Below are 25188 nucleotides of genomic sequence, written 5' to 3'. Positions count from 1 at the left end.
TCAGGCGGTGGGTATGACCTGGTCGCGGTAGCGCGTCTGGTGGTTGCGGATGAACTCCTGCTGCTGGTGCCAGGTCCAGTAGGCGTCGAAGTCGCCGTTGGCGCGGACGGCACGCAGCTTGAGCACGGCTTCAGCTCCGGACAGGCCCCAGCGGGCGCCGGTGATGTCCAGGCGGTCTTTGACCAGGTGCCGGCATGCTCCCTCGATGATTCCGGTGGCGATCGGCCAGCCGCGTTCAAGGGCGGTGTCGTAGCGCAGGTGCTCGGCCTTGCCGGATAGGTAGTTCACGGCCTCGTCGATGCCCTTGCGCTGGGCGCCACGCAGTCCGGCGGCGCGGGCGGCTTCCTCGAGTGCGGCGACGGTCTGCTGCACGCCGCCGCCCAACAGAACGCGGGCGTGACGGGCGACCCAGCTCTCGGCGGAGGCATCGCCGCTGTCGTGCAGGCACCAGGCCGCTCGCCACAGATATTCGAGCACGTGGATCAGGTCGACGATGATGTGGACGTCCACGCCGCGCTGCCGCGCTTCGGCCTTGATGAGGTCGATCTGATGGCGGGCCCCGTCGACCAGGACGACCCAGCAACGGCGGTGGCCGGGGTCGCGGTGCTCCGCGCTGGTCAAACACGGCCGACACCACCTGCACGGCGGTGTCGGTCACCGAACCGCACAACCACTTCGACCGGGCCTTCGGCCCCTGGCGGCGCTCGGGCGCCGCGCCGTGGCCGGCGTCGTCTTGCCGGTCGGGGTCGGCGAAGATGTCGTCCACCGTGCGCGGCGCGGGCTCGGCATCGTAGACGGCTCCCAGGGTGGCCATCCGTTTCCTGCCGTGTTTCTCCCCGGACGCCAGCCGGGTCTTCATCGCGTTGCCTCCCTTGGCGGCTGCAGCCTTCGCGGTGTCCTCACGCAGTGCTTCGGGTCTTATCACCACGCCCTTGCCGTCGACCGACAAGATCAGCGGCGTGGTGTCGGTGCAGGGAGCCGGCACGACGGCGTCGTAGAACGCGTCGATGTCGACTGCGGCGCCGACGGCGAGTTCCTGGACCTGCCGGTGCCCGATTCCGGAGCCGGTGACGGCGTTGATCCGCTCGCAGGCGTCGGCGAAACTGCCGCGGGCGGACTCGATCGCGGCGAGCCTGGCCAGCCCGTGCGAGTGCATTGCGTCTGGAAGGTTCAGTAACGCGTCGGCCGGGTGTAGGTCCGCCACGCCCGCGCCGCGGTAGGCGATCCGGACCACGGTGACCTTGCCGAACACCGTGGCCAGAATCCGGTGCCGACCCCGCTCGATCCTTGAGCGTCCGACACCGGCGGCGTCCACGACCTCCTCACGGCGCACCTCGTCCCTGGCCCGCAGGGTCAGGTGGTCCTGGAACAACTGCCGGGTGACCTCGCGCATCCGCGCACCCAGCAGATCCTCCAACTGTGCATGTGTCATCACCGCCGCCTGAGGGGCCGCCAGCTCCGCGCACGCCGCGGCGAACAGACTCGCCGAGGCGGCGAAGGCGTCCTCACACTCTGCGAGCGAAGCCTGGGCCGGCCCCACCACGCTCACCATCCCTGCTTCCTGCCGTCGACCTTGAACAGCCCGGACGAAGGCTCCGCCAGGATCCCGCGCTCCACGAGCCTCTTCAGCTTCGAGCGCATCCCCTCGACATGCCGCGGCTCGGTCCCCAGACCCAGGTGCTGGCAGACCTCTTTGCAGCGCATCGCCGCCCCCGAGGTCGCGAACAAAGCGATGATCCCCTGGTACTCCGGCGACATCACCGTCACGTCGAGCCCTGCCTCGGCCTTCACCAACGCCACAGCTACCCCGCCGGCACCCCCACCCGCGGCGTCCGCACCCCCACCCGCGGCTTCCGCGTCCGGCACCGGCGAAGACGGCGCGGCCAGCACCTCCTCCACCGTCTCGCGCGCGATCTGCAACCGCGCCAGCCGCTCCTCGGCCCGCGACAACTCTTCGGACAGACCGGCGATCTGCTCACGCAGCCGCTCGGCCTCGCCCAGCACCTCAGCCCGCCTGGCCTCCAACGCCTCCATCAACGACGGCACATCACACCCACCCTCGCTCAGCACCCGCACGCCTCACGGCGGGCTCGACCCCGGCGACGGTAGGAGTCGGCACGACCAGCTACATCCCGAACCTCTGCGAATCACCCCAACGAGGCACCCTCGGAAGATCTGCACCCGTCCCGGTTGACCAGGTCCGGGGCGAGGCTGGCCTTGGGATCGCGGCGCGTGAAGCCCTTGCGCCGCGGGCTGATCCCCGCGATGTCGGCCTCGCGCATCAGGCGCTCGACCCGCTTGCGGCCCACGCAGACGCCCTCGCGTTTGAGGACGGCGTGCACGCGCGGCGAACCGTAATTGCCGCCGTACTCCGCGTGGATCTCCTTGATCCGCTCGGTCAGTTCGACGTCGCGGCGCCGCCGTTCGCACGGCTCCTTCTCCGCGCGGCGCCAGCGGTAGTAGGTGGAGGAGGCGATGTGCAGTTCCCGCAGGACGCACTCGACTCCCAGGCGGGGATGCTCGTCAACGAGCGCCGTCACCTGGGCCGGGTCGGGTCGAGTTGCGCCGCGAAAAAAGCCGAGGCCGTCCGCAGGACGTCGTTTGCCCGCTTGAGCTGGACGTTCTCCTTGCGCAGGGCCGCGAGCTCGGCGCGTTCGTCGGTGGTGAGACGGTCGTCGCGTTCGCCGGCGTCCGCCTCGGCCTGGCGGATCCAGCCGCGCAGGGCCTCGGGGTGCACGCCGAGGTCGACGGCCAGCTTCTTGATCTGCGGCTTCGGCTCGGTGGTGCGGTACATCCGTACCGCACGCTCACGCAACTCGAGCGAGTATTTCCGGGGTGCAGCCATGGTCACAGGTCCTCTCATGAGTCCCATCTGACCCGCTGTCAACTTCCTCCGCATCTCGGGGGAACCTCACCGTCCACGTTTCCTGGCTGCCGCGAGGCGCCATGGAGCGCGGTTTGAATAGCAACTGGCAGGGTGTCAGGGAGGTAAACCCTTTCTTCAGGTGAACTTACTACCTTTAACAGGGATATCCGCTAGACATGCTCCTATCCTCTTCTCGACTGGAGCAGACCGGACACGGTGTGCCTGTCCTCTTTGGGCTTGATGACCGTCGGGGGTTTGCGTGAGGCTGAGCAAGGTCAACTGCTGGGGCTCGTTGCGCGCCGTTCGTATCGGCTGGTCATCGGCAGTCTGTGGGCGGGGCATGACTCTGTGGCTGGGATTTGTGCTTGCCGCCGCAGTGAGCGCGGGCGCGACAGCGGCGCTGTACATCCCAGTCGTTGTAGGAGTGCCGGCTGCGTATGGTCTGGCCGTCCTGTCTCTCCTTGGGCGTGCCAGGGAGGCCGCCGGACGGGTGCGTCTTCGCCTCGTACTCTTTGCGGGTTCTGCGGCAGCGGGTGGCCTTCACCACCTCGTGGTCAGTCAGCTTTCTCCCTCTCGAGGAAAGCCCGTTGGTGGCGTCCACTTCGTCCTCCAGCTGCTGGCGGTCACCGGAATCGTCTTGTCTCTGTTGGTGGCGGTCGCGGGACTGGTGCTCGCAGTTGCGGACCGCGGCACGACGCTGATCTGGCTGCGGCGAGTCCTGGATGGATGGGTGATCGCCGGCTCCCTGCTCACCGTGGGCTGGGTGCTGCTGCTGCATCGCGCCGACCGAAGCGGCGATGCGTTCGGTTCTTTGCAGGATCTGGCACGCGTGGTGACGGACATCCTGGTCTTCGGACTTCTGGTGGCACTGCGCTACGCGCTGAAGCCTCCTGAGCGCACATCGACAACGGTGGGTGCCCTGGCCCTCGTTGCTTTGTCTGCAAGCGACATGCTGCGCATCCTCATGCCGGCCCCCGGCACCTGGTACGGCATTCCTTGCGCGGCGGCCTGCTCGATCACTGGCCTGGTTCTCATCGCCGTGGCCCCATGGCTGGCCGGAGGCACCAGTGTCGTGGACGTGGGCCAACACCTCATGCCCGTCGTCGGAGTCGTGGCCGCTTTCGTGCCCGTGGCCGTCTGTGCCCTGGCCCTGGCAGTCCACACCATGGTCGGCGGCCAAACCGGCATGGCCCTCATGGTCCTGGCGGGCTCGCTGCTGGTCGCGCTTGGTATCCGGCAAGGCGTCATCCACGCCGACCACCTGCGTATCACCCATGAAGCCACCACCCGGGAGGCTCATTACCGCACCCTGGTCGACGGCACTTGCGACGTGATCACCATCGTCAGCCCGGACGGCGGCGTCCGCTACGTCAGTCCTGCTGCCTACCACGTCTTCGGCTACCGGCCTGAGGACCTGCTGGGTGCCCGCCTGCCCCTGTACTGCCACCCCGAGGACGTGATGCCGCTGATGCAGGCAGTCGAGGCGCTGCGGCAGGAAGCCGCATCAGGCGTCCGCGGCCCGGGCCGCCGCGTGTCTTGCCGGGTCCGCCACGCCGACGGACGTTGGCGCCACGTCGAATCGACAGTCAGCCACCACACCGAGGGAATGATCTTCAGCAGTCGCGATGTGACCGAACGGCTCGCCCTGCAGGAACAACTCGAGCACCTGGCCTTCCACGACGCGCTCACCGGACTGCCCAACCGGGCCCTCTTCGCCGACCGAGTCGCGCACGCCCTGCGGAAACGGACCACTCGCACAGCCCCACCCACAGTGCTCTTCGTGGATCTGGACGGCTTCAAGGCCGTCAACGACTCGGCCGGACACGCGGTCGGCGACGCTCTCCTGGTCCACGCCGCACGTCGGCTCCAGGCATCCGTACGGGCCGAAGACACCGTAGCCCGCCTCGGCGGTGACGAGTTCGCCGCCCTCTTGGAGGGAGAGGCCGGGACCCACCCCCCGCAGGCCAGAGACGTCGCCGAGCGAATCCTCTCCGCCCTGGCACAACCCTACGAGATCGCAGGCAAAGAGGCGCTCGTCTCGGCCTCCATCGGCATGACAGTAGCCCGCCCCGGCGTCACACCGGACGAACTCCTCAACCAAGCCGACAAAGCCATATACGAAGCAAAAAGAGCAGGCAAAGCACGCATCCGCATGCACATCCCCCAACCACACCCAAACCGCAACAGTTCATCACCCGAGGCCCAACGGGCGGCCATTCCCCTCCAGGCGTCAGACGAACCGGCTGCGCAAGACCTGCCGCCGGCCCATCAGGGCGACTGTCAGGACCGATCAGCGGCGCGACCCTGCGTGCCTGCCGCCGGATCGGCCATGGGTAACCAGTACAACGGCCAGAGCCAGACGCAAGCGCTGCAGCTTGCCACAACCGGTGATCACCCTACCGAGCACCCCCAGTGCGGCGGCACGGCGGTCCCACAGCAGCAAGACGGTTGATCGCAAGGCGAATCGGCTGTCGTCCACACCGTCGCCGCGGGCCACCTTGTCTCGGGCGCCTGAAGGCGGCTGCCGTCTTCGCCGGCCTCAGGACAGCGGCTGTCTCTGTCACGGGACGAACCGAGCTGATGGAGCGTCGCACCTGAGCCTCCCGCTCGGGCTCAACGGACAGGCAACGAGGCCCGCCACCCCGCGGCCCCCTTCCTCTGTGGTGCCTGGCTGTGCCCGGCGCTCGAGCGCGGAGGCCCCGCCGACGCGCAACCAGGAGACGGACGGCGCCCCGATCCCCCGAGGCGCTCCCCACCCGTCCCCGCCCTTCCCTTCTCCTTGTCTCATCGGGGGCGTGGGGGTGAGCAGAGGGGATGTCGGGCTGCAGACCATGCCTGTTCAGGGGTGGTGAGCTGCGGATACACCGTCAGGCCTGCTGCAGGCGCGGATTGTTGTGGGCCGGGTTGTAGGAGGAAGGCTGGAGACGGCAAGGTCCAAGCCGTTTACGAGCGTTGGGGGTACGAGAAGATCGGTGAGCAGCAGCCGTTCGCCGATTCCCCCGTGTTCGCCTCGATGATGCGCGAGCCGCTGCACCTGGCATAACAGCCGAGTTGCGCGCCAGGACGGCCCTCAGCCGACCTGAGCGGAATTCAGTTGCCGTCGGCAGGGGTGGAGGACGGCTGTGGTCTCGCCGCCAGCCAATCCTGCAGTTCCCTGTGCCGGAACTGGTAAGCACGGCCCTCCACCCGTAGGACTCCCGTGTCGGTGCACCAGTCCAGGAACGGGCCAAGTCGCCATGGCAGTCCAGGTGTGTCCAGGCGGAATGCCAGGAAGCGTCGGCAGCCTCGGACAGCGAAGACGAAGGCGGGAAGTCCGATGATGCCGGCGCCGTAGCCGTAGCCCCACCACGACTGGAAGACCTGCGACAGGAGAGCGCCCAGCGCGAGTGAGGCGACCAGCATGGTCGCCAAGCCGAGGCGGAACTCCGCGCGCAGCGGGTCCCGGGGGCGGACGATCGCGGACTGTGGGTATTCGGTCACCGGCCTGGAGGCGCAGAGAACGGCCAACAGCAGCGCGTAACTCACCGCCGTTGCGACGTCCAGGTCGAGCCGCTTGCCACTGATGATTACTGACTTCGGCTCGTCAAGGTGACGCGGGTTCGTCGAGGGTCAGGCCGGTTCCGGCTATGAAGCCGTCGAGGGTGTCGGGCCGGTACTGAAGGCGTTTGAGCCGGTTGCGGACGAGTGCCTCGAGACGGTCGAGAGCGACAACGGCGAGGTTGGCCAGGCTGTGCTTGACGTGTGCCCATACCCACTCGACGGGGTTGAGGTCGGGTGAGTAGGCGGGCAGCAGGAATACCGTCAGCCACTCGCGCTCGGCGATCAGCTCGCGCATGGCGTGGGAGACGTGGGTGTTCAGGCGGTCCCAGACCAGCACGATCGGTGCCCTGACGAGCTGGTGGACGCCGTCGACGAGTGCGATGAAGTCCCGCTCGCCCATGCTGCGGCGCTTTCCTTTGCCGGCTCGGTGGGTGCGCAGCCGGTGGCACAGCCGGGTCCGCGAGCCCGGCCGCATCGCGATCAGCCCGGCCACCGACAGACGCCCAGAGCGGCGCCCGCTGACGGTCACGACCGGGGTGCGCCCGCGCCGGCCCCAGGTCCGGCCTCGGGGCGGCTTTCGGGTGAACCCTGCTTCATCCTCGAAGCAGATGTAGCCCCCGCAGGCCGCCCGGGCTCTTTTACCTCGGCCCAGGTCACCTCCTTCCACGCAGTGACGGCCTGCTCGTCGCGTTCTGCCACCCTGCGTGCGGGGACCTGCGGACTGAAGCCGAGCCGGTGCATCAACCGGGTAGCTCCGGAGACGCTGTAGCAGACGTGGAACTTCCTGCCGATCAGCGTGGCCACCCTCGCCGCGGTCCACACCTGGTCCTCCACCCAGCCGTGGGCGGCCGGGCCCTCATCGAGGTACGCGGCCAGTTTCTCCAGACAGCGTGGCGACAGTCGGCAACGGGATCCACTCGGCCCACGGGAGGCCAGAGCCCGCACGCCACCGTCCCGCCACAACTGATGCCACTGGTAAGCCGACTTCGGGCTCACTCGCAGGCGCCGTGCGACCTCCGGCGGCTTGATCTCCTGCTCGAACAACTCAGCCGCCTGCATCCGTACCGACTCCCGGCGCCGACGCCCCGCAGCGGTCAACCCGCCCCCATCGCCATATCTCACACACCACGGGATACAGCCACCACTCCGAGCCCATCAGAAGCTTCGCCAAGGTTCACCCTGACGAGCCGAAGTCAGTACTTATCCAGCGATCCGCTCGTGGGGACGGAGGTGATGAGGCCGCGCAGGCGCTCGACGTACAGGCGCATGTTCTTGTCCGCGATGTCGTTGTCCGGATGACGGGTGGTGATGTGCAGGCCCTCGTGGAGCCGGCTGACCCAGACGCCCGTCTGGTCGCCGCGCGATACCCGGAGCAGGCAGCTGGCCCGCATCTCCGCCCAACGCTCGGCACCCGGGAAGAGACGGGCGTCGATGTAGGAGAAACCGGAGTACAGATCGGGTGAGGTAGGGCGGAACTCCGGGCCGATCAGGGTCAGCACGCGGTCGAGGGGCATGCGGGCCAGCCGCTTGTTGACCCGCAGGTTGTCGCGGGCGGCTCTCAGGGCACCGGTGAAGTCGTGTGCCCGGTCGACGGCGATCTCGACGGGCGCGTTGCCGACGTACCAGCCCACGGAGCCGGACCACTGCGACCTCACCCGGGTGTGGAACGGCACGATGGTGCGGAAGACGGGCTGCTTGGCGAGCTTGTGGATGAGCAGGGCGCTGGCGGCGAGCAGGCCGACGAGGCTGCCGCCGTACGGCCGGCAGTACGCCTCGAACGCGGCGGCGTCCTCGGGGCTCGTGAGCATCTCGCAGATTATCGTCTGCTGCGGCATCCGTCCGTCGGGCTCGTGCCCGACGTCGATCTGGAAGCTCGGCAGTCTGCCGTCGCAGCGCCGGATGAAGTCCCGCCAGCGGGCGACCATGTCATGATCCACGTCGGCCCGGTCCGCGTCCGCCCGTTCGATCTCGCAGAAGTCGATGTAGCTGGCCGCCGGCCCGTGCCGCACCTCGCAGCCGTCGACGGCCGTGGTGTAGAGCTCGTCGATCTCGGCTGGGAGATTCTGCAGGGAGTACGCGTCGACGTTGATATGGTCGAAGGCCATGTACACGCTGGTGGAGTCGTCCCGGACCACGGCGGTGTACAGGTAGTTCGGCCAGCTGAGCGCGTCGGTCGCGGCATCGAAACGGTCCCGCAGATGCCGGACCAGCTCCCCCGCGTCCGGGAAGTCGCCTGCCACCTCGCGCCGCAGTGACACGTCTCCGCCGTCGAGCGTGAAGCGGCACAGCGTGTCGCCGTCCCAGCGGAACCCGCTGCGCAGCGTCTCGTGCCGGACGGTCCAGGTCTGCAGGGCGTCCTGCAGTGCCTCGAGATCGACCGGACCGGGAAGGTCGAATGCGAGGCCGATCCAGGTCGGCTGGATCACGCCCCTCTCGCGTACGGCCTTGGCGGTCCTGATGTGCCCCTCCTGGATGTACGCCGGCGGCCGGGAATCCTGCGCCAGACCGGCCGCCACGGCGAGGGTCGCGGGAGACAACGTCCACTCCACGAGACGTCCGGGCCGGACCCCGCAGCGGTGGAGGTCGGTGATGCGCATGAGGCGGCTCCAGTACGGACAGAAGACAGATCCGATCAAGGAAACACCGTGTATGCACCCGGGATGCGCCGCAACAGGACGGTGGGCCGAGATTTCAATAGAACGGGTGGCTGCTCGGTGCCCGAACGGGGTGTTTTAGCTCAGGCGGTGGCCGAGGATCGCAAGGCCGGCTGAGGCAGCGCGGTGCTGGTAGGCGCGCAGTCCTGGGGCGCCGGGGGGGTGCGGGCTTACGGGCGTTGCGGTGCCAGTGGCCGGTGAGTGCGGCAAGGAACGCTGTGGTGGTGTCGGAACGGCTCTGTCAACTTGTGAGGCTGGGGGCGGGTTGAGGCATGCGGACCCGCTGGGCCGGTTGGCTTCAGGCTGTGGCTGCACAGCCGGTGGCCTGGCGCCAGGTGGTGAAACGGTGGGTCATTTCGGTGCGGTAGTCACGGGCTGTGAGCAGGTGGCGGCGAGGGCGGAAGTGGGCTGAGATGCCGCTGAGTAGCTGTTGTCGTTCCGATCTTGAGGGGTGTGCGTCGAACGGGAGTCTCGATCGGGTGGTTGCCGGCGGCTGCGGGCATGAAGGCAGGGCCTCTTGGTAGGCAGGGCATCTTGGTAGTCATCCCGGGCCCTGTCGGTCCTGGCCTTCCCCCTGCCCAGCGGTTACATCCGCCGCCCGTCCGGGGAGGTGACTTTGGACCCGGACGAACAGGTGCAGACCGTGATCCGCCTGGTCTTCGCGCAGTTCGAACGGCTCGGCACGTTGCACGGTGTCCTGCGCTATCTCGTGGATGACATCCAGTTGGGCATCCGGCTGCGTGAGGGGCCGACAAGGGCACCCTGGAATGGCGAAGGCCGAACCGGATGACGCTGCAGACCCTGCTGCACAATCCCGCTTATGCCGGCATCTATGCCTACGGGCGGCGCCGGGTCGACCCGCGCCCTGCGGTGGAGGAGGCGGCGGAGCACACCAAGGTGTGGTGGGCGGCGGCCGGGGTGTCCTTTCCCTCCGGGCACACGGCTGCCGCCTTCGCTTTCGCCGGTGCCGTCATTCCGGTGTGGCCGGCCGCCGGTGCCGCTTGTGCGGTGTCGGCGGTGACCGTGGCCGCGGCACGGGTGCACAGCGGTGCGCACTTTCCCTCCGACGTGGCCGCGGGTGGCGCCCTGGGGCTGGCGGCGGCTGCCCCGGTGCGGGCCGCACCGCGGCTGCTGTGGCGACGTGTGCTCTGACGAGCGGTGATGCGTCGCTGCCGGGGTACTCGGGCACGCGATCAGACGGTGGAAGGAGATCGCCGATTGGTCGCCAACCGGGGGCAGCCCAGACCCCTGGCGAGCACCAACGGATACCGAACATCGCAGGACCTGCCGCAAAACGCCGACGAAGGACAGGTGAGCACCCATGCCAGCAGAAGGCTCCCCCCGCACCGGCGGCGGAGCGCAGGAACCGGTCGGCGACCTGGTTCAGCGTGCCTCGCAGCAGCTGTCGCAGCTGGTCCGCGACGAGATGCGCCTGGCGCAGGCGGAGATGACCCAGAAGGGCAAGCGGTTCGGCAAGGGCGGTGGCCTGTTCGGCGGCGCCAGCCTGGTGGGTGTGCTCACTCTGCAGGCACTGGTGGCCACCGTGATCGCCGCGCTCTCGCTCGTGATGGATGTGTGGGTGGCGGCGCTGATCGTCACCGCCGCCCTGGCCGCCGTCACCGCGCTGATGGCGGCGCTGGGCAAGCAGCAGATCAGCAAGGCGTCCCCGCCGACGCCGGAGCAGACCGTGGACAGCGTCAAGGCCGATGTAGCCGAGATCAAGGAGAGGGCACAGCGATGACCCAGGACAAGCCGCACACCGGCGATGAGGCCACACCCTCCCCCGAGGAACTGCGCGAGCAGGTCGAGGCGGACCGCGAGGAACGCGGCGAGACCGTCGAGGCGCTCGCGGCCAGGACCGACGTCAAGACCCGCGCCCGCGAGAAGACGACGGCCGTCAAGCAGCAGGCCGCCGAGAAGACCACCCACGTCAGGGCCCAGCTGCGGGACAAGGCAACGCACGCCGCCCACCTGGTGCAGGACAAGACCCCGGAGCCGGTGCGCGCCAAGGCCGCCGCGGCCACCGAGCAGGCCCGCAACAAGGCCGTACACGTGGGGGAGCTGGCCCGGGAGAAGGCTCCGGAGCCGGTACGCGAGAAGGCCAGCCAGGGCATACAGGCGGCACGCGCCAACCGCACCCCGCTGCTCGCCGCGGCAGGCGTACTCATCGCGCTGGTGTTCATCCGCCGCGCCAGGAGGCACCGATGAAAGCCTCGAAGATCGCCTACAAGCCGGTCGGCATGGCCATGGGCGCCATCAGCGGCGTGCTGGCCGGTGCGGTGTTCAAGCAGGTCTGGAAGAAGCTCGGACACGACGAGGACGCCCCCGACGAGCACCGCACCTGGCGCGAGATCCTGTCGGCAGCCGTCCTGCAGGGAGCAATCTTCGCCGGCGTCAAAGCCGCCGTCGACCGCGGCGGCGCCACCGCCACTCGCCGGCTGACCGGCACCTGGCCAGGCTGACCCGACCCCTCGACTGGCCCTGGAGTTCGACGCCAAGATGCACCGCCAGCGCGCGATGGCGGGCGGCCATGAGCGCGCCTCCCCCGATCGGGGCCGTGTGCTCGTCGGATGAGAGGCGCAGCGGCCGCTCGCTCTGGCGCATCCTGCACCCTCACCCAGCCACCAGCCGCCCCGGGTCACACCGACGGCGAAGCGGCATGCGAGGCACTCGCCGGCGCATTCTGGGACCTCATGCTGATGAGGGCGCAGAGGCAAATGCGGTGGGATGGGCTACCCAGCGCAGGACGGCGGCGGTCACCGCGTCGCCGAGCGAGCTGATGGCGTCCACGGCGTGCTGGTCGCCGGGAAGCGGCGCGATGCCGCGGATGGTGAGTGCGGCACACAGGTCCAGTCGGCGCCGGTCGACGGGGCCGAGGGGGATGTTCAGGCGCTGAGCCGGTTCGGGGGGCGGCAGCAGGTAGTCGCCGCCTTCGCGGACGCCGGCCCGGCCAGCGTCGGGGTCCAGCGCAGCGGGGGCGTACGGGTCGCAGATGGGCCAAAGGTCCTGGGCCGGGACGAGCGTGTCACTGTATGCGTTCACCGCGGATCTCCCTTGCTTGGCGTGTCTGTCTGCCCGTTGAAGTCGCTGGGCGGGCAGGCCCGGTTGCACCGCCCCTCAGCAATCCCCCGAATGCCGCAAAAGTAGGGAAACCTGCCTCGCACATCTGGCCTTGCCCGCGCGGACACGGCACCTCCGTCACCGCAGGCCGCACCTCGATGGCCGGCCTGACCACCCCACGGCCACCAGGACCGGCGTCGCGGGGCAAACGGTCGACACCGCGAGCCGTCGAAGACACGCACCGCACGTCATCGCGCACCCGCAGCACACCCAGCCGCTCCCTGCCGGACCACGCGTACTTGGCGGCCGCTACCTTCGCCGACCGGTCCAGCGCCTGCACCAGTACTGGTGATCCTGGTTATCCATAGCTGCGGAATGGGCCGCCGGTCGGGCCAGGCAGGAGCAGCTATCGGTCGAGGTCACGACGGTCGGCCTTACATAGCGGCGCGGTGCAGGAATGGATCTTGATCATCCTCTGCACCCAGTCAAGTCGCGCGAACCCTGCAGGCAGGGGCGGAGCAGACGAGGGCGCCCGCGCCATGGGGCCGATCGCGAGCAAGTTCCTCGCCCAGGACGACCAGGACGGCGCACTGCCGACCTTGCACGCGGCGACACAGGACCTTCCGGGCGCGAGCCACGTCGGCCCCGACGGTCGCGGCGAGCCGAAGGGTGACGCCGGAGGAGATCACATCAGCGCAAGGCCGCTGAGCGTGGGGCTGCGGGCCGCTGCCGCCGCCCGCCTCCACAGCCAACTCGAAAGCGGGACGTTCATCCCGTATACTTAATCGGGATAGCCGTCCCGCTTATGGGTGGCCGTCCATCCCCACAGGAGGTTTACGTCATGAGCAAGGGCTGGTTCATCACCGGTTCGTCGCGCGGTTTCGGCCGCGAGTTCGCCCTCGCCGCCCTGAAGCGCGGCGACAAGGTCGCGGCCACCGCCCGGGACACCAGGGCGGTGGCCGACCTGGTCGAGCGGTTCGGTGACGCAGTCCTGCCGCTGGGTCTGGACGTCACCGACCGTGCGCAGGTGTTCGAGGCCGTCTCGGCGGCCAAGGAGCGGTTCGGCCGGCTGGACGTGGTGGTCAACAATGCCGGTTACTCCCTGATCGGCGCCGTGGAGGAACTCGGCGACCCTCGGTGCCTACCACGCGTCGAAGTGGGCCCTGGAAGGGATGACGGACGCACTCGCCCAGGAAGTTGCCGACTTCGGCATCAAGGTCACCCTGGTCGAACCCGGCGGCTTCGCCACCGACTGGTCCGGTGCATCCGCCGTCATCGCCGACGCGCATCCCGCGTACGCGGCTCTGCACGAGAACATGGCCGCACGGCGGGCGCAGGTCGTACTCCCGGAGCCGGTCGGCTTCAAGTCCGCGATCCTCACCCTCGTCGACGCCGAGGAGCCTCCGCTGCGCGTGTTCTTCGGGGAGGGGCCGACTCAGATGGCACCGCAGGTCTACCAGCAGCGCCTGTCCGAGTGGGCCCAGTGGGCGCACGTGTCCAAGGCCGCGGAAGGCAAGTAGAAAACGCCCGGCCCCCCGGCCGTGACACGCCCACACCACGGCGCGCACCCGCACCGCCCGCACCTGAGAGAGCCCGGGTGGCACACCCGCCCAGGCTCCCTCACCCCCGCAGGCAGCAGGTCCTTCTCCAGCGAAATTCGACGTACGTCACCTGCTTCCGCAAGCGCCATGCCGCCCCGCTGCGGATACCTCTCGGCCGGCAGCCCGGGCAACTCGTCCCGCACAACCAACAGCAGCACAATCAGGAGTGGGCTGGCTGGGCCCACCCGTCCCACGCCATCGAGGCCCACTGAAGGGAGCCCCGTCATGCCCACCACCAAGCGTCGCGCACTGATCATCATCTCGTCCGGCCGCCAACTGCCGCTGGCCAAGCCGGCCGAGGTCAAATCGATCTCGACCGGATTCTTCCTGGTCGAGATGGCTCAGATGCTCAAGGAGTTCGAGAAGGACTACGAGTTCACCTTCGCCACCCCCGACGGCAACGCCCCGCAACTCGACATCAACGGCATGGCCCTGTCCATGCACTACATCGAGAAGATCGGCGCCAAGACCCTCCCCCTGCGCAGGCAGCAGCGCCGCCGCTCGTTCGACGTCAACAGCTTCCGGCAGCGCCACCCCGAGCTGGTCGCCCGCCGCGAGCAGGAAGTCCGGCTGCTGGAGCGGCACATCGGCCGGATCCCGGTCTCCGAACTACTGCCCAACAGCGAACCGGAGCTCGCCGAGTACCGCCCCGAACTGATCCGCCGCCTCGACAAGCTGCCCGAGGCCACCTTCCACTCGCTTCAGGAACTCGTCCAGCGCCACCGCGATGCGGCCGATGCGTTCACCTTCGCCGACTTCGACTTCATCCACACCCCCGGCGGTCACGCCCCCATGGTCGACTTCCGTGACAACCCGTGGCTCGGCGAAACCCTCCACACAGCCCGGGAGAACGGCGTCACCGTCTCGTTGATCTGCCACGCGCCCATCGGGGTGACCTCCACCCGGCAGCGCATCGACGCGCAGGGCGCCGCCTACCCGGTGAAGGACAATCCGTTCCTCGCCGCCCCCATCGCGACCGTCCCCAAGATGGGCGAGCTGTTCGCGCTGAGTTTTCTCTACCCGCACGCCCCCGGCAAGAAGACCCGACTGTCCTACTTCGTCGACGTGGCCATCAAGGAAGCCGGCTTCACCGTCGCGTCCTCCCTCAACATGTCCGCCCCGCAAACGGCCTACGAGCCGTCCGTGCGGCTGCTCACCGGCAACGGCCCACAGGCCATCGACAAGCAGACCGCCGAACTCCGCAGCATCCTCACCCACAGCCCCGCGGCCCGCCGGACCAGCAGCAAGCAGGCGAGCGCGTAGCGGCGACCACACGCTGTGCCGTCCAGGCAGCCGACGACACGGTCGAGCAGACGAGACAGGTACGGAGGCGGGCCGATACGGCCCGCCTCCGTACCTGTTCTGGTTCCGCCGGCAGATACGCCTTCGACGATCCGGACGTCCTGCGGCACCGTGCGACGTCGGTCTGTAGCTCCGGCAAGGACGCCACCGTCCCGGCCCCGGAAGCACACGACCACTGGCGCGCCCTGCTGGAGGCCCGGCCCGACGACGAGCCACTGTGGACCTCACCGACCGCCGTTCTACTCGACTACGTCGAGAGTCGGCGCGACACCATGCCGCTGAACCACCGCCTCAAGGCGCAGTCGCCGACTCTCGCGCAGTCGGCCCACGTCTTCGGCGACCACCTGCGTACCGGCCTGCGCACCTGGGCCCTGGGCCGCGTCCCGGACGACGACACACTGATGGCACCCTGCAACTGAAGCAAGCGGGCGCCTCTTCCCCGATCCTCGACGCGGTCGGCAGACGCCGCTACCGCTGGGCGCGCAACCCCGCGCACGCCAGGTCGATCATGCGCTTGCGCGCCTCCGGGTCGGGGCCCTGCTGCTCCCGGGCCAGACAGCCGACCATGAGCGCCTTGACGTCGCCAGGCACGACGTCCGGCCGCACGGCGCCGGCCTTCTGCGCACCGACGAGCAGTTCCTCTTCCACCGCCAGCAGATTGTGCTCGGGAGCCAAGGCCACCGAGTGGACATCGAAGCCTGTCCCGCTCATCGCCTGCGACAGACCGAGATTGACCGCGCTGTGCTCGACCAACAGGGCGAAGAACTCGAAGAACGCTGCGCCCGGATCACGGGTCGCGGCCAGTTGCCGGGCCCGGTCGACGATTTCGGCCACCAGATGCAGCACGATCGCCTCGTACAGCGAGTCCTTCGTCGGAAAATGGCGACTGACCGTCCCTGTGCCCACACCGGCCCGCCGGGCGATCTCCGCCACCGGCACCGACAGCCCCTCGGCGGCGAACGTCTCCAACGCCACCTCCAGCACACGCTTGCGGTTGCGCTCGGCATCAGCACGCATCAAAGACCCTCAGACTTCCGACCAAGCGGGACAACTGTCCCGATTGTAGTGGACCAGCCTTCCGGGATCACCACAGAAACGGGATTATAGTCCCGCATAGTGAATCGAGCAGGCATCACGGTTGCGGAAGGCGCGTCATCTCGTTGGGGCACTCCTCGTGCCCGGCCGAGGAGATCATGGAGGCCGTGGGGTACTTACTGAACCTACCGAGCCTCCGCCAACTTGAAGTCGCAGGTCAAAGGGCTGGTGTGACGATCTTTCGGGATGCTCGTGCTGGTCGCGGGCGGCAGTCTGCTGAGAGGATCGTCTGCCGGGCTGCGCCAGAACCGTCCTTCTGTGACGCTCGGTGTCCAGTTACGGCTGACGCCGACAGCCCTTTCTGAACGGAGGCCGTGACGCTTCAGCCGTGTTGGTGCCTGGCGGCCATCGTGTGGAATATCTTCTTCGGTTCCCAGCGGGCCTCGTCGAGCACCCGGACGACGCCGTACGAGCCAAGGTCGTGCTGCCTGGGCCTGCTGTAGCCGGCGAAGGTGAACCAGAGCGCGGTGTCCACGCCTTCCTCTTCGAAGATGTCCAGCAGCTCGGTGAAGTAGCTTGCCTGTTCGTCCTCGTCCGGCGCCGCGCCGTGCGGCACTTGCCAGGCCATGCCGCCACGTTCGCCCGCGCCCTGGTAGGCGCAGGTTCCGTACTCGGTTACCGCGACGGGCTTTCCGTGGGCGAGGTGGCCGCGCAGTTCGTCCCGGAAGCTGTCGGCGTTGTAGGCAGCCCGGTAGGCATCGATGCCGACGAAGTCGAACGGATGCCAGTCGACGAACTCCCAGGGCGCCGAGGCGTAGGTGACCCGCCCGCCGAAGTGCGTGCGGGCGGTCGTGGCGGCTTCGGAGAGGAACTCATTGAGGCGTTCTTGCACTGGTCCGAGGGAGGACCACCACTCCATGTCGGCGCCGGCCATGGCCTGCAGGCGTTCGCCGTAGGTGTCGCCCGGGATGAAGCCCCCGCAGAACGCGCTGATCTCGCAGCCGGCGACGAACACCACGTCGGCGCCGGCCTCGCGCACAGCTTCGGCGCGTTGGGCGCAGTCGGCGAAGAACGGGAGTAACTGGCCGTGAGGGAGGTCCACGGGAAAGGGGGCGAACCAGACTTCAAGGCCCGTGTCAGCGGCATGCCGGGCAGCGATGCTCAGCCGTTCGGGCTCTCGCCCGGAGATACGAACGGCGTCGCAGTGGAGCTCCCTGGAGATCACCGCCATGTCGTGGCGGACTGTCTCAGAGACGAAACCCTTGCGGGAGAGTTCTTCCCCAGGCAGGAATCCGGTGTCGTAGTTGATGCCCCGTGCGCGCACGCCCTTGCCCCTTTTCGCTTGACCGGTGCCGTGTTCTGGCAAGTCAATGCCGTGCCCGGGATCCTTGGCCAGAGGGGGAACGCTCCGGACGAACGTCGCGCATTGCGTGCGGCGTTGTCGCAGCGGCTGACTTCAAGGTTCGTCAGGACGAGCAGGGCGCGCAGGAGTTGGGTGGCGCGGGCGTGATCGGCGCGGAGTTTGGTCAACACGCGCCAGTTCTTGAGGTGAGCGAAACCGTGCTCGACTGGGGCCCGTCCGGCGGCCAGCACGTGGTTCGCCTCCTTCTGTCCGGGGGTGAGTTTGCGGTAGCGGGTGGCCTTGAAGCCGGTGACGATGACCAGGTCCTCGGGGTCGTCGGGTTTGTCCACGCCGAGGAAGCCCAGGTCGGCGAGGGCGCCGAGGAAATGGTCGCCGCCCACCCGCCGCGGCCCCGCTCCCCCACGCACCGTCCTCACCCCCACCCCGCCCACCGACGTCCACCGGTCCGTCCCCGGCCCGCCGCACCCCCCGCCGCACCCGCCGGCCGGGACCACACCAGCGACACCGGCGGCCCCCGCTCACCGGCTCCCCCACCCTCCGGCACCGCACCCCCCATGCCCTTCCTCGCCGGCCAGGACCTCGCCACCGTCCTCAGCAGCCTCCAACGCGCCTCCGGCTACAGCCTGCGTGCCCTGGCCGCCCGCACCAACATGTCCCCCAGCTACCTCTCCCGCCTCATGTCCGGCGAACGCTTCCCCGCCTGGACCAAGGTCGCCCGCCTCGCCCGCGCCTGCGGCGCCGACCCCGAAGTCCTGCGCCGCGTCTGGGAAGCCTCCAACGCCCGCCGCGACAGCCAGCCCCGCCCCGCCTCCCTCACCTCCGCCCTGCGCTTCCTCCACCTACGCGCCGGCAGCCCCACCCCCTGGGCCATCTCCGTCACCAGCGGAGGCGACCTCGACCAGCACTACATCGAAGCCCTCCTCACCGGCCCCGACATCGGCGAATGGGAAGACGTCCACCGCCTCGTCCAACTCCTCGACGGCGAACCCACCTACTTCCTGCCCCTGTGGGAAGCCGAAGCCGCCACCCCCACCACCCCACCCACCGACACACTCCCACCACCGCCCGCCAAACAGCCCACCGACAACCCGCACCCCGTATCCACCCGCGTCGAAGACCTCCTCACCGCCTTCAAAGACGCCCTCGGCCCCACCCGCCCCACCCCCCTCTCCCCCCTCCGACGATGCCTCGCCACCCCCATACACGGCGTCACCCACTGGGACGGCCGATAACCCCACCACCCGCCAAGGCGCCGGGAGCAGCCGTCTCACGGGGCAACCGGCAGGTGCGCCAGTTACGGCCGTCGCGGACCCGGGCGCCGCCCCGGCTCGTGGATTACGGGGCGAGAGCCAAACACCCATTTCCCCTCCGCACGGCCGGACAAGGTGTCCGTCAGGCGCTGCGCGGCCGGCGTGCCGCCGTCTTCTTCGCCGTCGTCTTCTTCATGGTTTTCTTCGCGGCGGTCTTCTTGGCCGACTGCTTCTTGGTGGTCTTCTTGGCCGGCATCTCGTGGACGTCGGCGTCCTCGCCTCGGGAGGCCTTGGCCTGCTGGACGGACTCGGTCAGGGCGGCCATGAGATCGAGGACCTTGCCCGGTTGCTCGGGCTCCGGGGCTTCGGGAAGGGGCTTCTCTTCCCGCTTCGCCTCGATGATCTTCGCCAGGGCGTCGGTGTAGGTGTCGGTGAACTCGGGGCCTTCGAGGTCGTCCCGGGTCATGCGGTCGATGAGGGCGAGCGCCCCCTCGATCTCCTCCTGTGACACCGCCTCGTGCGGCGGGTCGACGCCGGCCGGATCGCGGACCTCGTCCGGCCAGCGCATCGCATGCAGAACGACCGCCTCACCGCGTACCCGCAGCAGTCCCAGGCGCTCCCGGCCCGACCAGGCGTACTTGGCGATCGCCACCTTCGACGACCTGCGCAGCGCCTGCAGGAGCAGCCTGTACGGCTTCGCCGCCACCTGCCCGTCCGGCACCAGGTAGTAGCCCTCCGCGATACGGATCGGATCGATCGACTCCAGCGGCACGAACGCCTGGATCTCGATAGCTTTCGCCGTGGGCAGCGGCAGCTCCCGCAACTCCACCTCCGAGATCGCCACCACTCGGTCCTTGGCGTACTCGTACCCCTTACCGATCTCCGACTGCGCAACCTCCCGGTCCTCCAGCTCGCACACCTTCCGCACCCGCACCCGGCCCATGTCCTCCAGGTGGTACTGGTGGAACTGGATACTGTGGTTCTCGGTAGCGCTTGCTACATGGATAGGTACCGTGACCAGGCCAAACGAGATGGCACCGCTCCAAATAGTCCGGGGCATGGCAAACCTCCGCAGTACGCCCCGAGCCCTCCCAGCCTAAAAGCACCACCGGCGCCAGGCACCTGAGCGGCCGCTGCCCGTCACCGCAGCGCCGACGGCAGCCGAGGCAGCTGGTGGACCTGATGGCCGCGCTGCAGGAGTCCGTCGCCACGCTGACCTGCCGTGGTCGGGCTGGTGGTCGGGGCCGTGATCAGGGCGTGTCGCCGGAGTAGTAAAAGCGGCAGCTCACACCCGGGCCCACTGAGCGGGGCTCGCCGGGGCGCGGGTCGTACAGCGACCGCCCGCCGGGGAACTGCCCGAGCTCGGTGGACAGGGCCGCGCCGTCGTCGATCTCTTGCGGCCGCCACCCGGTAATGTCGAGCAGCAATCCGTCCAGCGGCCCGCCTATCAGCGCGGCGTAGGTCCGGTGCGGGAGCGGGCCGGGGTGGGGGTCGTCGTGGTCGTGGCCGTAGACGCGGCCGTTCAGCAGCTGCTCGTCTCCGTTCATGCCGTCCAGCCTCGCAGCCGCCACCGACAACACCCGCGCGGCGGCGGGCCCGGACCGCGCCACCATGCGCCCAGGCCGGGCCGGGCCCGCCGTGCTCACCGCCCCTTCGGCAACGCCTCCAGGGAGCGGCGTTCCTCCCCCTCGCCGCGGCCGGCCACGCGCCACACCGGCTCACCGGGGCAGTGCTGGGTCAGCTGCGCCAGCGTCGTGGTCGCCACGATGATCCGGTAGTTGACGCCGTGGACGTGCTGAGCGCGCTGGTGGAAGGCGGCTTCCCGGGTGGCCGGGGCCGCGCAACCAGGGCGGGACTTCACCGCTTTGCTCTAACGTCGAGGACGGCCTTACCCAGGACACGGCGGACAAGGAGCGCCTCGGCCGCTTCCGAAGCGCATTCCCAGGAGCCGCGCCACCCGATCTGAGGATCGAGTGCCTTGTTTTCGAGGAGGCGCACGAGGTAGGCGAGGTCTGGGCCGAAGCCTGGGCCGAAGCCGGGATTGCCGACCATGAAGGATTCGAGCCGCTTACGCCCGCCGTTCAGGCGCTCCTGCTCGAAGTCGATGGTGGTCAGCTCGCGCGAGGCCATCCCGATGCTCTGGACGCAGCCCCCGTCCTCCAGGAGGCTGAACGCTTTGGCCAATTGGGTGCCGCCCACGTTGTCCAGCACCCCGAAGACGGGTGCGGTGACGTTCTGCGGGCCAATGACGATCTCGTCGGCCCCAAGCTCGCGGAGCCCCTCACCCCGGGCGTGGCTGCCCACGGACGCGACGACATGCGCGCCGGCATGGGCGGCGAGCTGCACCGCGAAGCGTCCGACACCGCCTGAAGCCCCCGTGATGAGGACGCGTCGGCCCACTACGGAACCGAGTTGCCGCAGCGCCCGCAGCGCGGTGACGCCTGCTGCCGGAAGTGCGCTCGCGGAGGCGAGGCCGACGGAATCGGGAACGACCGCCAGCTCTGCAGTGTCGGCAGCGCGGCGCTCGGCCCAGGCCCCCGACGCCCACCCGAAGGTCACGACGCGTGCGCCGGCCGGTGGCCCGGAGCCATCGGCCGCGGCCTGGATGACGATGCCTGCCGCGTCCAGCCCCAGGATGGTGCCTGGTCGTGCTCGATCAGCCTTGAAAGCGAGTTCCGCGAAGTTGAGCGAGACCGCGTGCACTTCGATCAGGACTTGCGAGTCATGCGGCATCGGCTCGGGGACCGTGCTGAGACGGAGGCCTGCGGGTGCCTCCGGGGTATAGACCAAAGCTCGCATTCTGCTCCTCATGAATGTGTTGAACGACATCAGTGCGGCAGGTCAGCGTGACGTTCGAGGAACGCGGCGACTTCCGCTGGATGCTCCAGCGGAAGTGGGTAGACCACGAGTCGGTCGACACCGAGGTCGGCGTAACGTCGGGCGGTGTCGGCGTCCACCGGGGAGAGCTGCATGAAGTTGATTTCGAGTCGGCCCAGCCACTCTGGGCGTTCAACCTCGGTGGCCGCATTCCGCAACCCGGCGAGATGCCCAGCGAGATCATCCGGGCTGTCGCCATTGCCGAACCACCCGTGGCCGCGCGCGACCGCCCGCCGGAAAGCGGCCGGGCTGTGGCCGCCGATCACGATCCGCGGTCCGTATTCCCTGACAGGACGCGGGTGTGCGTCGATGCCATCGAAAGCCACGTACCGGCCCTGATAGGACGGCGCGGGCTGGGTCCACAGAGCCCTCATCGCGTCCAAGTACTCGTCGGTGCGTCGGCCACGCTCCGAGTACGGCACTCCGACAGCGGTCATCTCCGGTTCCAGGTATCCGGCTCCGACCCCCAAAAGCAGTCGGCCACGGCTGAGCACGTCGAGGCTCGCGACCTGTTTGGCGAGCACCAGCGGATTACGCTGCGGCAGGATGACGATCCCGGTGCCGAGCTCCAGCCGTTCAGTGACGGCTGCGACGTAGGCCAGATGCACCAGCGGGTCGAGAATCGGATCCGTCGGCTCCATCGGCGCGGCCGGTATCCGCGGGCTGGGCAGCACGACGTGCTCACCTGCCCACCACGACCGGTACCCCAGCTCCTCCGCCAGCCTGGCCAGCCGGACCGTCTCCACAGAACCCAGCGTGGCCTTGACATTCAACCCATTGACGCCCAGTTCCACCAGCGCCCACCTCCATCCGCTCCGGGCGGCGACAACGTCGGCGCTCTGCTTGAGCCCACGCGATCAATCGTGGAATCACGCGCGCCGTCTGTCCAAGAGCTGCTGTTATAGCCTTTGGCTATGGATGTCCACGTCCGGGACCTGCGCTACTTTGTCGCGGTCGCAGAGGAACTCAGCTTCACCCGCGCCGCGAGCGATCGGCTCTTCGTCTCACAGCCGACACTGAGCAAACAGATCCGCCAACTGGAGCTCTCCTTCCGGACCGCGCTCTTCGAGCGCGACCGGCGGACGGTCACCCTCACCACCGCGGGCAAAGCCCTCCTGCCCCATGCCCGGCAGCTGATCGAGCAATGGGAGGGAGCGCAGCGTGCGGTGGTTGACGCCGTGGCGACCCAGGACACGACACTTACGGTCGGATTCCAAACCAGCATCGGTCGCGGACTCATCCCGGCCGTCACCGCCACGATGGAGAAGCTCCTTCCCGGTTGGCGACTCCAGTTCCACCAGATCACCTGGGCTGACCCGACGGTGGGACTTACCAGCAGCGATGTCGATGTCGCCATCGCCTGGCTGCCCATCCCGACGAGTGGCGACTTCTCACAAAAGGTGATTACCAGGGAAGATCGTTGGGTCGCTCTTCCAACCAATCACCATCTGGCCAACCGCCCAGTCATCTCCTTCGAGGATCTCGCTGATGAGCCTTTCATCGCACTTCCGACGACAGCCGGAGCGCTCCGCGAGTTCTGGCTCGGCAACGATCGTCGCCGGACACCGGCGCGCATCGCCGCGACGGCCAAAACCGCCGACGAGACCTTCGAAGCGGTCGCTTCAGGACTCGGGATAGTCCTCCTCTCCGCGGGTAACGCCGAGATCTACAAGCGAGAAAACGTCACCTGCCGGCCAGTCACGGGTCTCTCTCCCAGTGAGCTCGCCGTTGTCTGGCGCACAAGAGACCACCGCGAAGCGGTACGGGTCTTCATCGACGCTTGTTGCCTCTGCATGACAGCCTGCTCGTAAGGGCTTGCCCGTACAACAAGTTCAGCCTCACCACACGTCAGATGCGATGGCGTCCCTCGTCGTGGTGTAAGCGATCAACTGGCGGGCTTGTTCGGGGTGTTGGGTAGTACGGGGGCGCTTTCGGGGAGTTCGCGGTAGAGCTCGTCCATGCTGCCTTCGGGGAGGTATCGGCGGGGGAAGGCGATCCATTCGTCGTGCACTTCGAAGAGCGCGGCCGTGACCAGCCGCAGCAGGGCGTCGTCGTTCGGGAAGACCTGGACGACGTCGGTCCGGCGCTTGATCTCCCGGTTGATCCGCTCCAGCGGGTTCGTGGACTGGATCTTTTTCCAGTGCCGCGGCGGGAAGTCCGCAAACACAGTCAGATCCTCCTTCGCCTCCAACAACATGGCTTTGACCTTGGGGAACTGGGTGCCGAGCATGTCGGCGACGGTGTCGAGTTGGGTGCGCACGAGGCCGGCGGTGGGCTGGGTGAAGATCGTGCGGATCGTCGCGGCGACCATCTCGCCGGAGTCCCGGTCGATCACGCTGAAGACGTTGCGCAGGAAATGAACCCTGCACCGCTGCCAGGTGGCACCGAGCATGACCTTGCGAACCGCGGCGACCAGGCCCGAGTGCTGGTCGGTGACGACCAGACGGACCCCGGACAGGCCACGTTCACGCAGGGAGCGCAGGAACTCCTTCCAGAACACCTCGCTCTCACTGTCGCCGACCTCCCCCACTCTCGGCTCCGATCGAGCGGGGGAACCCCCATGCCCCAGGACCTCGCGGTTGCCGTCCTCGGTGATGCCGGTGGCGACCGCGACGGCCCGCGAGACGATCTGGTGGTTCACCCGCGCCTTGCAGCAGGTCGCGTCCAGATAGACGTAGGGAAAGCGGACATGATCCAGCGGGCGGGTGCGGAACGCGGTCAACGGCTCGTCCAGCGCCGCGCAGATCCGCGAGACCTCCGACTTGGAGATCCCGCTGTCCCCGCCGAGTGCTTTGACCAGGTCATCGACACTGCGGGTGGAGACGCCGTGCACGTATGCCTCCATGATGACGGCGTAGAGGGCCTGGTCGATGCGGCGCCGTCGCTCCAGTAGCGACGGGAAGAAGCTGCCGGTGCGGACCTTGGGAATCTCCAGTTCCAGGTCGCCGGCCAGCGTGGTCAGCACCTTCTCCCGGTGCCCGTTGCGGACGGTGGTCCGGGCCGGCGTGTGCTCGTTCCACTCCGCACCGATGTGGGCACTCGCTTCGGCCTCAATCAGCTCCTGCACCATTCGCTCGGCGATGGCGCGGATGAGCTCGATTCCGTCGGTCGAGTGTAGCGACTCAAGGAGCCGTATCAGTTCAGACTGGGACAGGGCCATCGTGCACTCCTCGTGGTTGAACTGGGCGTTCAGCAAGGAGAGTTACGCGATGGCCCGCCTCCTGTTGAGGGAGCGGTCCGCTCCCGTGGAAGTGCGCCCCGGGCAGACGCCCGCGCACTCCCAGCCGCTGACCCGTACACCACGACAAGGGACACCATCGGCTGCACGACCTTCCCCTCCTCGTCAAAGACCAGCCAGGGCACCACACCTGGGTCCGTAGCCACCCGCCCCCAGCGCGGGAGTTGAATGGCGCGGACGTCACGGGATCGCTCGTTCAACTCCGTTGCGCTCCTTCGTCGTCGGGATACGCAGCGTCTACCGACTAGACCAAGCGAGGGATGCGCACCCGCCCGGCGAGTCCTTCCGTAGTCCGGTCAACGACTCGGTGCCGGCCTCCTGTTCTCTCGCCTACTCCAAGCTGTTGTCGGCTCACTGCGCTTAGTGCCGACGTGGCTCCTGTCTTGCGCTCCCGATCGGGGA

28 protein-coding genes and 4 pseudogenes are annotated in these 25188 nt (G+C 68.5%); 13 read left to right on the top strand and 19 right to left on the bottom strand.

Annotation, left to right across the window (positions count from 1 at the left end):
* From QF037_RS47845 to QF037_RS47830, 4 genes and pseudogenes are all read right to left on the bottom strand, one after another.
* A pseudogene (locus QF037_RS47845) lies at positions 1 to 1552 on the bottom strand (ISKra4 family transposase).
* On the bottom strand, positions 1546 to 2046 hold the full coding sequence (locus QF037_RS47840; RefSeq protein WP_307031197.1) for a hypothetical protein: 501 nt from the start codon (positions 2044 to 2046) through the stop codon (positions 1546 to 1548). Before QF037_RS47840 ends, QF037_RS47845 begins: the two are co-directional and overlap by 7 nt.
* 101 nt (positions 2047 to 2147) lie before the next feature.
* Positions 2148 to 2540 (bottom strand): IS3 family transposase, encoded by a 393-nt coding sequence (locus tag QF037_RS47835; protein ID WP_307036519.1) that lies wholly within the window; start codon positions 2538 to 2540, stop codon positions 2148 to 2150.
* The gene (locus QF037_RS47830; RefSeq protein ID WP_307036517.1) at positions 2537 to 2845 is read right to left on the bottom strand and encodes a transposase; all 309 of its coding nucleotides are present in this window, start codon (positions 2843 to 2845) and stop codon (positions 2537 to 2539) included. Before QF037_RS47830 ends, QF037_RS47835 begins: the two co-directional genes overlap by 4 nt.
* A gap of 571 nt (positions 2846 to 3416) precedes the next feature.
* On the opposite strand from QF037_RS47830, the gene QF037_RS47825 reads away from it, so the two are divergent.
* A complete protein-coding gene (locus tag QF037_RS47825; protein ID WP_307036515.1) occupies positions 3417 to 5318 on the top strand; it encodes a sensor domain-containing diguanylate cyclase in 1902 nt (633 codons plus the stop codon).
* A 638-nt stretch (positions 5319 to 5956) separates the two neighbouring features.
* Here QF037_RS47825 and QF037_RS47815 read toward each other — a convergent pair.
* The 4 genes and pseudogenes from QF037_RS47815 to QF037_RS51565 all read right to left on the bottom strand — a co-directional run.
* Positions 5957 to 6346, bottom strand: a complete 390-nt coding sequence (locus QF037_RS47815) for a hypothetical protein (protein WP_307036513.1) — start codon at positions 6344 to 6346, stop codon at positions 5957 to 5959.
* 103 nt (positions 6347 to 6449) lie between these two features.
* Positions 6450 to 7528, bottom strand: a protein-coding gene (locus QF037_RS51570; protein ID WP_444972124.1) for an IS630 family transposase whose coding sequence is annotated in 2 segments (ribosomal slippage) — positions 6450 to 7027 and positions 7027 to 7528 — 1080 coding nt in all. Because the reading frame shifts where the segments join, the coding sequence is not laid out codon by codon here.
* 71 nt (positions 7529 to 7599) lie between these two features.
* Complete coding sequence (locus QF037_RS47800) at positions 7600 to 9003, bottom strand: condensation domain-containing protein (RefSeq protein WP_307036509.1); 1404 nt, start codon at positions 9001 to 9003, stop codon at positions 7600 to 7602.
* Between the two features lie 355 nt (positions 9004 to 9358).
* Positions 9359 to 9481, bottom strand: a pseudogene (locus QF037_RS51565) (IS6 family transposase); the annotation flags it as partial.
* A gap of 195 nt (positions 9482 to 9676) precedes the next feature.
* Between QF037_RS51565 and QF037_RS47790 the strand changes: the two are divergent.
* From QF037_RS47790 to QF037_RS47770, 5 genes are all read left to right on the top strand, one after another.
* The gene (locus tag QF037_RS47790; RefSeq protein ID WP_307036507.1) at positions 9677 to 9850 is read left to right on the top strand and encodes a hypothetical protein; all 174 of its coding nucleotides are present in this window, start codon (positions 9677 to 9679) and stop codon (positions 9848 to 9850) included.
* A complete protein-coding gene (locus tag QF037_RS47785; RefSeq protein ID WP_307036505.1) occupies positions 9847 to 10212 on the top strand; it encodes a phosphatase PAP2 family protein in 366 nt (121 codons plus the stop codon). The genes QF037_RS47790 and QF037_RS47785 overlap by 4 nt, the downstream gene beginning before the upstream one ends.
* A 169-nt stretch (positions 10213 to 10381) precedes the next feature.
* On the top strand, positions 10382 to 10801 hold the full coding sequence (locus QF037_RS47780; protein WP_307036504.1) for a phage holin family protein: 420 nt from the start codon (positions 10382 to 10384) through the stop codon (positions 10799 to 10801).
* The gene (locus QF037_RS47775) at positions 10798 to 11268 is read left to right on the top strand and encodes a DUF3618 domain-containing protein (RefSeq protein WP_307036502.1); all 471 of its coding nucleotides are present in this window, start codon (positions 10798 to 10800) and stop codon (positions 11266 to 11268) included. The genes QF037_RS47780 and QF037_RS47775 overlap by 4 nt, the downstream gene beginning before the upstream one ends.
* Entirely contained in the window at positions 11265 to 11522 is a 258-nt protein-coding gene (locus QF037_RS47770; protein ID WP_307036500.1) for a DUF4235 domain-containing protein, read from the top strand. The genes QF037_RS47775 and QF037_RS47770 overlap by 4 nt, the downstream gene beginning before the upstream one ends.
* A gap of 229 nt (positions 11523 to 11751) precedes the next feature.
* Here the strand turns inward: QF037_RS47770 and QF037_RS47765 are convergent, their stop codons facing one another.
* The gene (locus tag QF037_RS47765; RefSeq protein WP_307036498.1) at positions 11752 to 12102 is read right to left on the bottom strand and encodes a hypothetical protein; all 351 of its coding nucleotides are present in this window, start codon (positions 12100 to 12102) and stop codon (positions 11752 to 11754) included.
* Between the two features lie 267 nt (positions 12103 to 12369).
* Positions 12370 to 12466, bottom strand: a pseudogene (locus QF037_RS47760) (Ku protein); the annotation flags it as partial.
* A gap of 193 nt (positions 12467 to 12659) precedes the next feature.
* On the opposite strand from QF037_RS47760, the gene QF037_RS51250 reads away from it, so the two are divergent.
* The 5 genes and pseudogenes from QF037_RS51250 (at position 12660) to QF037_RS47735 (ending at position 15442) form a co-directional block, all read left to right on the top strand.
* The gene (locus QF037_RS51250) at positions 12660 to 12905 is read left to right on the top strand and encodes a hypothetical protein (protein WP_373463912.1); all 246 of its coding nucleotides are present in this window, start codon (positions 12660 to 12662) and stop codon (positions 12903 to 12905) included.
* Positions 12906 to 12925: 20 nt separating this feature from the next.
* Positions 12926 to 13186 (top strand): annotated as a pseudogene (locus QF037_RS47750) (SDR family NAD(P)-dependent oxidoreductase); the annotation flags it as partial.
* A 106-nt stretch (positions 13187 to 13292) separates the two neighbouring features.
* The gene (locus QF037_RS47745; RefSeq protein ID WP_307036496.1) at positions 13293 to 13640 is read left to right on the top strand and encodes a hypothetical protein; all 348 of its coding nucleotides are present in this window, start codon (positions 13293 to 13295) and stop codon (positions 13638 to 13640) included.
* Positions 13641 to 13946: 306 nt separating this feature from the next.
* The gene (locus QF037_RS47740; RefSeq protein ID WP_307036494.1) at positions 13947 to 14984 is read left to right on the top strand and encodes a hypothetical protein; all 1038 of its coding nucleotides are present in this window, start codon (positions 13947 to 13949) and stop codon (positions 14982 to 14984) included.
* A gap of 311 nt (positions 14985 to 15295) precedes the next feature.
* Positions 15296 to 15442, top strand: a complete 147-nt coding sequence (locus QF037_RS47735) for a hypothetical protein (protein ID WP_307036493.1) — start codon at positions 15296 to 15298, stop codon at positions 15440 to 15442.
* A 49-nt stretch (positions 15443 to 15491) separates the two neighbouring features.
* Here the strand turns inward: QF037_RS47735 and QF037_RS47730 are convergent, their stop codons facing one another.
* The 3 genes from QF037_RS47730 to QF037_RS47720 all read right to left on the bottom strand — a co-directional run bounded on the left by QF037_RS47730 (position 15492) and on the right by QF037_RS47720 (position 17801).
* On the bottom strand, positions 15492 to 16040 hold the full coding sequence (locus QF037_RS47730) for a TetR/AcrR family transcriptional regulator (RefSeq protein ID WP_307036491.1): 549 nt from the start codon (positions 16038 to 16040) through the stop codon (positions 15492 to 15494).
* A 400-nt stretch (positions 16041 to 16440) separates the two neighbouring features.
* Complete coding sequence (locus QF037_RS47725) at positions 16441 to 17289, bottom strand: hypothetical protein (RefSeq protein ID WP_307036489.1); 849 nt, start codon at positions 17287 to 17289, stop codon at positions 16441 to 16443.
* The gene (locus QF037_RS47720; protein ID WP_307036487.1) at positions 17280 to 17801 is read right to left on the bottom strand and encodes a transposase family protein; all 522 of its coding nucleotides are present in this window, start codon (positions 17799 to 17801) and stop codon (positions 17280 to 17282) included. The genes QF037_RS47725 and QF037_RS47720 overlap by 10 nt, the downstream gene beginning before the upstream one ends.
* 174 nt (positions 17802 to 17975) lie before the next feature.
* On the opposite strand from QF037_RS47720, the gene QF037_RS47715 reads away from it, so the two are divergent.
* Positions 17976 to 18653: a helix-turn-helix domain-containing protein gene (locus QF037_RS47715; RefSeq protein WP_307036485.1), complete on the top strand. Its 678-nt coding sequence runs from the start codon at positions 17976 to 17978 to the stop codon at positions 18651 to 18653.
* Positions 18654 to 18813: 160 nt separating this feature from the next.
* Here the strand turns inward: QF037_RS47715 and ku are convergent, their stop codons facing one another.
* The 5 genes from ku to QF037_RS47690 all read right to left on the bottom strand — a co-directional run bounded on the left by ku (position 18814) and on the right by QF037_RS47690 (position 22342).
* Positions 18814 to 19731 (bottom strand): non-homologous end joining protein Ku, encoded by a 918-nt coding sequence (gene ku / locus QF037_RS47710; protein ID WP_307036483.1) that lies wholly within the window; start codon positions 19729 to 19731, stop codon positions 18814 to 18816.
* 190 nt (positions 19732 to 19921) lie between these two features.
* Positions 19922 to 20218: a hypothetical protein gene (locus QF037_RS47705; protein WP_307036481.1), complete on the bottom strand. Its 297-nt coding sequence runs from the start codon at positions 20216 to 20218 to the stop codon at positions 19922 to 19924.
* A gap of 95 nt (positions 20219 to 20313) precedes the next feature.
* Complete coding sequence (locus QF037_RS47700; RefSeq protein ID WP_307036478.1) at positions 20314 to 20532, bottom strand: hypothetical protein; 219 nt, start codon at positions 20530 to 20532, stop codon at positions 20314 to 20316.
* Positions 20529 to 21404 (bottom strand): zinc-binding dehydrogenase, encoded by an 876-nt coding sequence (locus tag QF037_RS47695; RefSeq protein WP_307036476.1) that lies wholly within the window; start codon positions 21402 to 21404, stop codon positions 20529 to 20531. The genes QF037_RS47700 and QF037_RS47695 overlap by 4 nt, the downstream gene beginning before the upstream one ends.
* A 95-nt stretch (positions 21405 to 21499) precedes the next feature.
* A complete protein-coding gene (locus tag QF037_RS47690) occupies positions 21500 to 22342 on the bottom strand; it encodes an LLM class F420-dependent oxidoreductase (RefSeq protein WP_307036474.1) in 843 nt (280 codons plus the stop codon).
* A 120-nt stretch (positions 22343 to 22462) separates the two neighbouring features.
* Between QF037_RS47690 and QF037_RS47685 the strand changes: the two genes are divergently transcribed.
* Positions 22463 to 23359 (top strand): LysR family transcriptional regulator, encoded by an 897-nt coding sequence (locus QF037_RS47685; protein WP_307036472.1) that lies wholly within the window; start codon positions 22463 to 22465, stop codon positions 23357 to 23359.
* A gap of 74 nt (positions 23360 to 23433) precedes the next feature.
* Here the strand turns inward: QF037_RS47685 and QF037_RS47680 are convergent, their stop codons facing one another.
* Positions 23434 to 24708, bottom strand: a complete 1275-nt coding sequence (locus tag QF037_RS47680) for an IS256 family transposase (RefSeq protein ID WP_307036469.1) — start codon at positions 24706 to 24708, stop codon at positions 23434 to 23436.
* Positions 24709 to 25188 lie beyond the last annotated feature (480 nt).

Origin of the sequence: Streptomyces canus (assembly GCF_030815415.1) — a bacterium.
Taxonomy (GTDB): domain Bacteria; phylum Actinomycetota; class Actinomycetes; order Streptomycetales; family Streptomycetaceae; genus Streptomyces; species Streptomyces canus_F.
The sequence above is the reverse complement of the archived record's forward strand: the minus strand, read 5'-3'. Positions and strand labels throughout refer to the sequence as shown.

What these genes read in the sequence shown, in the direction of transcription:
- QF037_RS47830 (WP_307036517.1), bottom strand. Translation starts at nt 2,845, where the DNA reads ATGGCTGCACCCCGGAAATACTCGCTCGAGTTGCGTGAGCGTGCGGTA.
- QF037_RS47800 (WP_307036509.1), bottom strand. Translation starts at nt 9,003, where the DNA reads ATGCGCATCACCGACCTCCACCGCTGCGGGGTCCGGCCCGGACGTCTC.
- QF037_RS47785 (WP_307036505.1), top strand. Translation starts at nt 9,847, where the DNA reads ATGACGCTGCAGACCCTGCTGCACAATCCCGCTTATGCCGGCATCTAT.
- QF037_RS47780 (WP_307036504.1), top strand. Translation starts at nt 10,382, where the DNA reads ATGCCAGCAGAAGGCTCCCCCCGCACCGGCGGCGGAGCGCAGGAACCG.
- QF037_RS47775 (WP_307036502.1), top strand. Translation starts at nt 10,798, where the DNA reads ATGACCCAGGACAAGCCGCACACCGGCGATGAGGCCACACCCTCCCCC.
- QF037_RS47770 (WP_307036500.1), top strand. Translation starts at nt 11,265, where the DNA reads ATGAAAGCCTCGAAGATCGCCTACAAGCCGGTCGGCATGGCCATGGGC.
- QF037_RS51250 (WP_373463912.1), top strand. Translation starts at nt 12,660, where the DNA reads ATGGGGCCGATCGCGAGCAAGTTCCTCGCCCAGGACGACCAGGACGGC.
- QF037_RS47745 (WP_307036496.1), top strand. Translation starts at nt 13,293, where the DNA reads ATGACGGACGCACTCGCCCAGGAAGTTGCCGACTTCGGCATCAAGGTC.
- QF037_RS47740 (WP_307036494.1), top strand. Translation starts at nt 13,947, where the DNA reads ATGCCCACCACCAAGCGTCGCGCACTGATCATCATCTCGTCCGGCCGC.
- QF037_RS47735 (WP_307036493.1), top strand. Translation starts at nt 15,296, where the DNA reads ATGCCGCTGAACCACCGCCTCAAGGCGCAGTCGCCGACTCTCGCGCAG.
- QF037_RS47730 (WP_307036491.1), bottom strand. Translation starts at nt 16,040, where the DNA reads ATGCGTGCTGATGCCGAGCGCAACCGCAAGCGTGTGCTGGAGGTGGCG.
- QF037_RS47725 (WP_307036489.1), bottom strand. Translation starts at nt 17,289, where the DNA reads ATGGCGGTGATCTCCAGGGAGCTCCACTGCGACGCCGTTCGTATCTCC.
- QF037_RS47715 (WP_307036485.1), top strand. Translation starts at nt 17,976, where the DNA reads ATGCCCTTCCTCGCCGGCCAGGACCTCGCCACCGTCCTCAGCAGCCTC.
- ku (WP_307036483.1), bottom strand. Translation starts at nt 19,731, where the DNA reads ATGCCCCGGACTATTTGGAGCGGTGCCATCTCGTTTGGCCTGGTCACG.
- QF037_RS47705 (WP_307036481.1), bottom strand. Translation starts at nt 20,218, where the DNA reads ATGAACGGAGACGAGCAGCTGCTGAACGGCCGCGTCTACGGCCACGAC.
- QF037_RS47695 (WP_307036476.1), bottom strand. Translation starts at nt 21,404, where the DNA reads ATGCCGCATGACTCGCAAGTCCTGATCGAAGTGCACGCGGTCTCGCTC.
- QF037_RS47685 (WP_307036472.1), top strand. Translation starts at nt 22,463, where the DNA reads ATGGATGTCCACGTCCGGGACCTGCGCTACTTTGTCGCGGTCGCAGAG.
- QF037_RS47680 (WP_307036469.1), bottom strand. Translation starts at nt 24,708, where the DNA reads ATGGCCCTGTCCCAGTCTGAACTGATACGGCTCCTTGAGTCGCTACAC.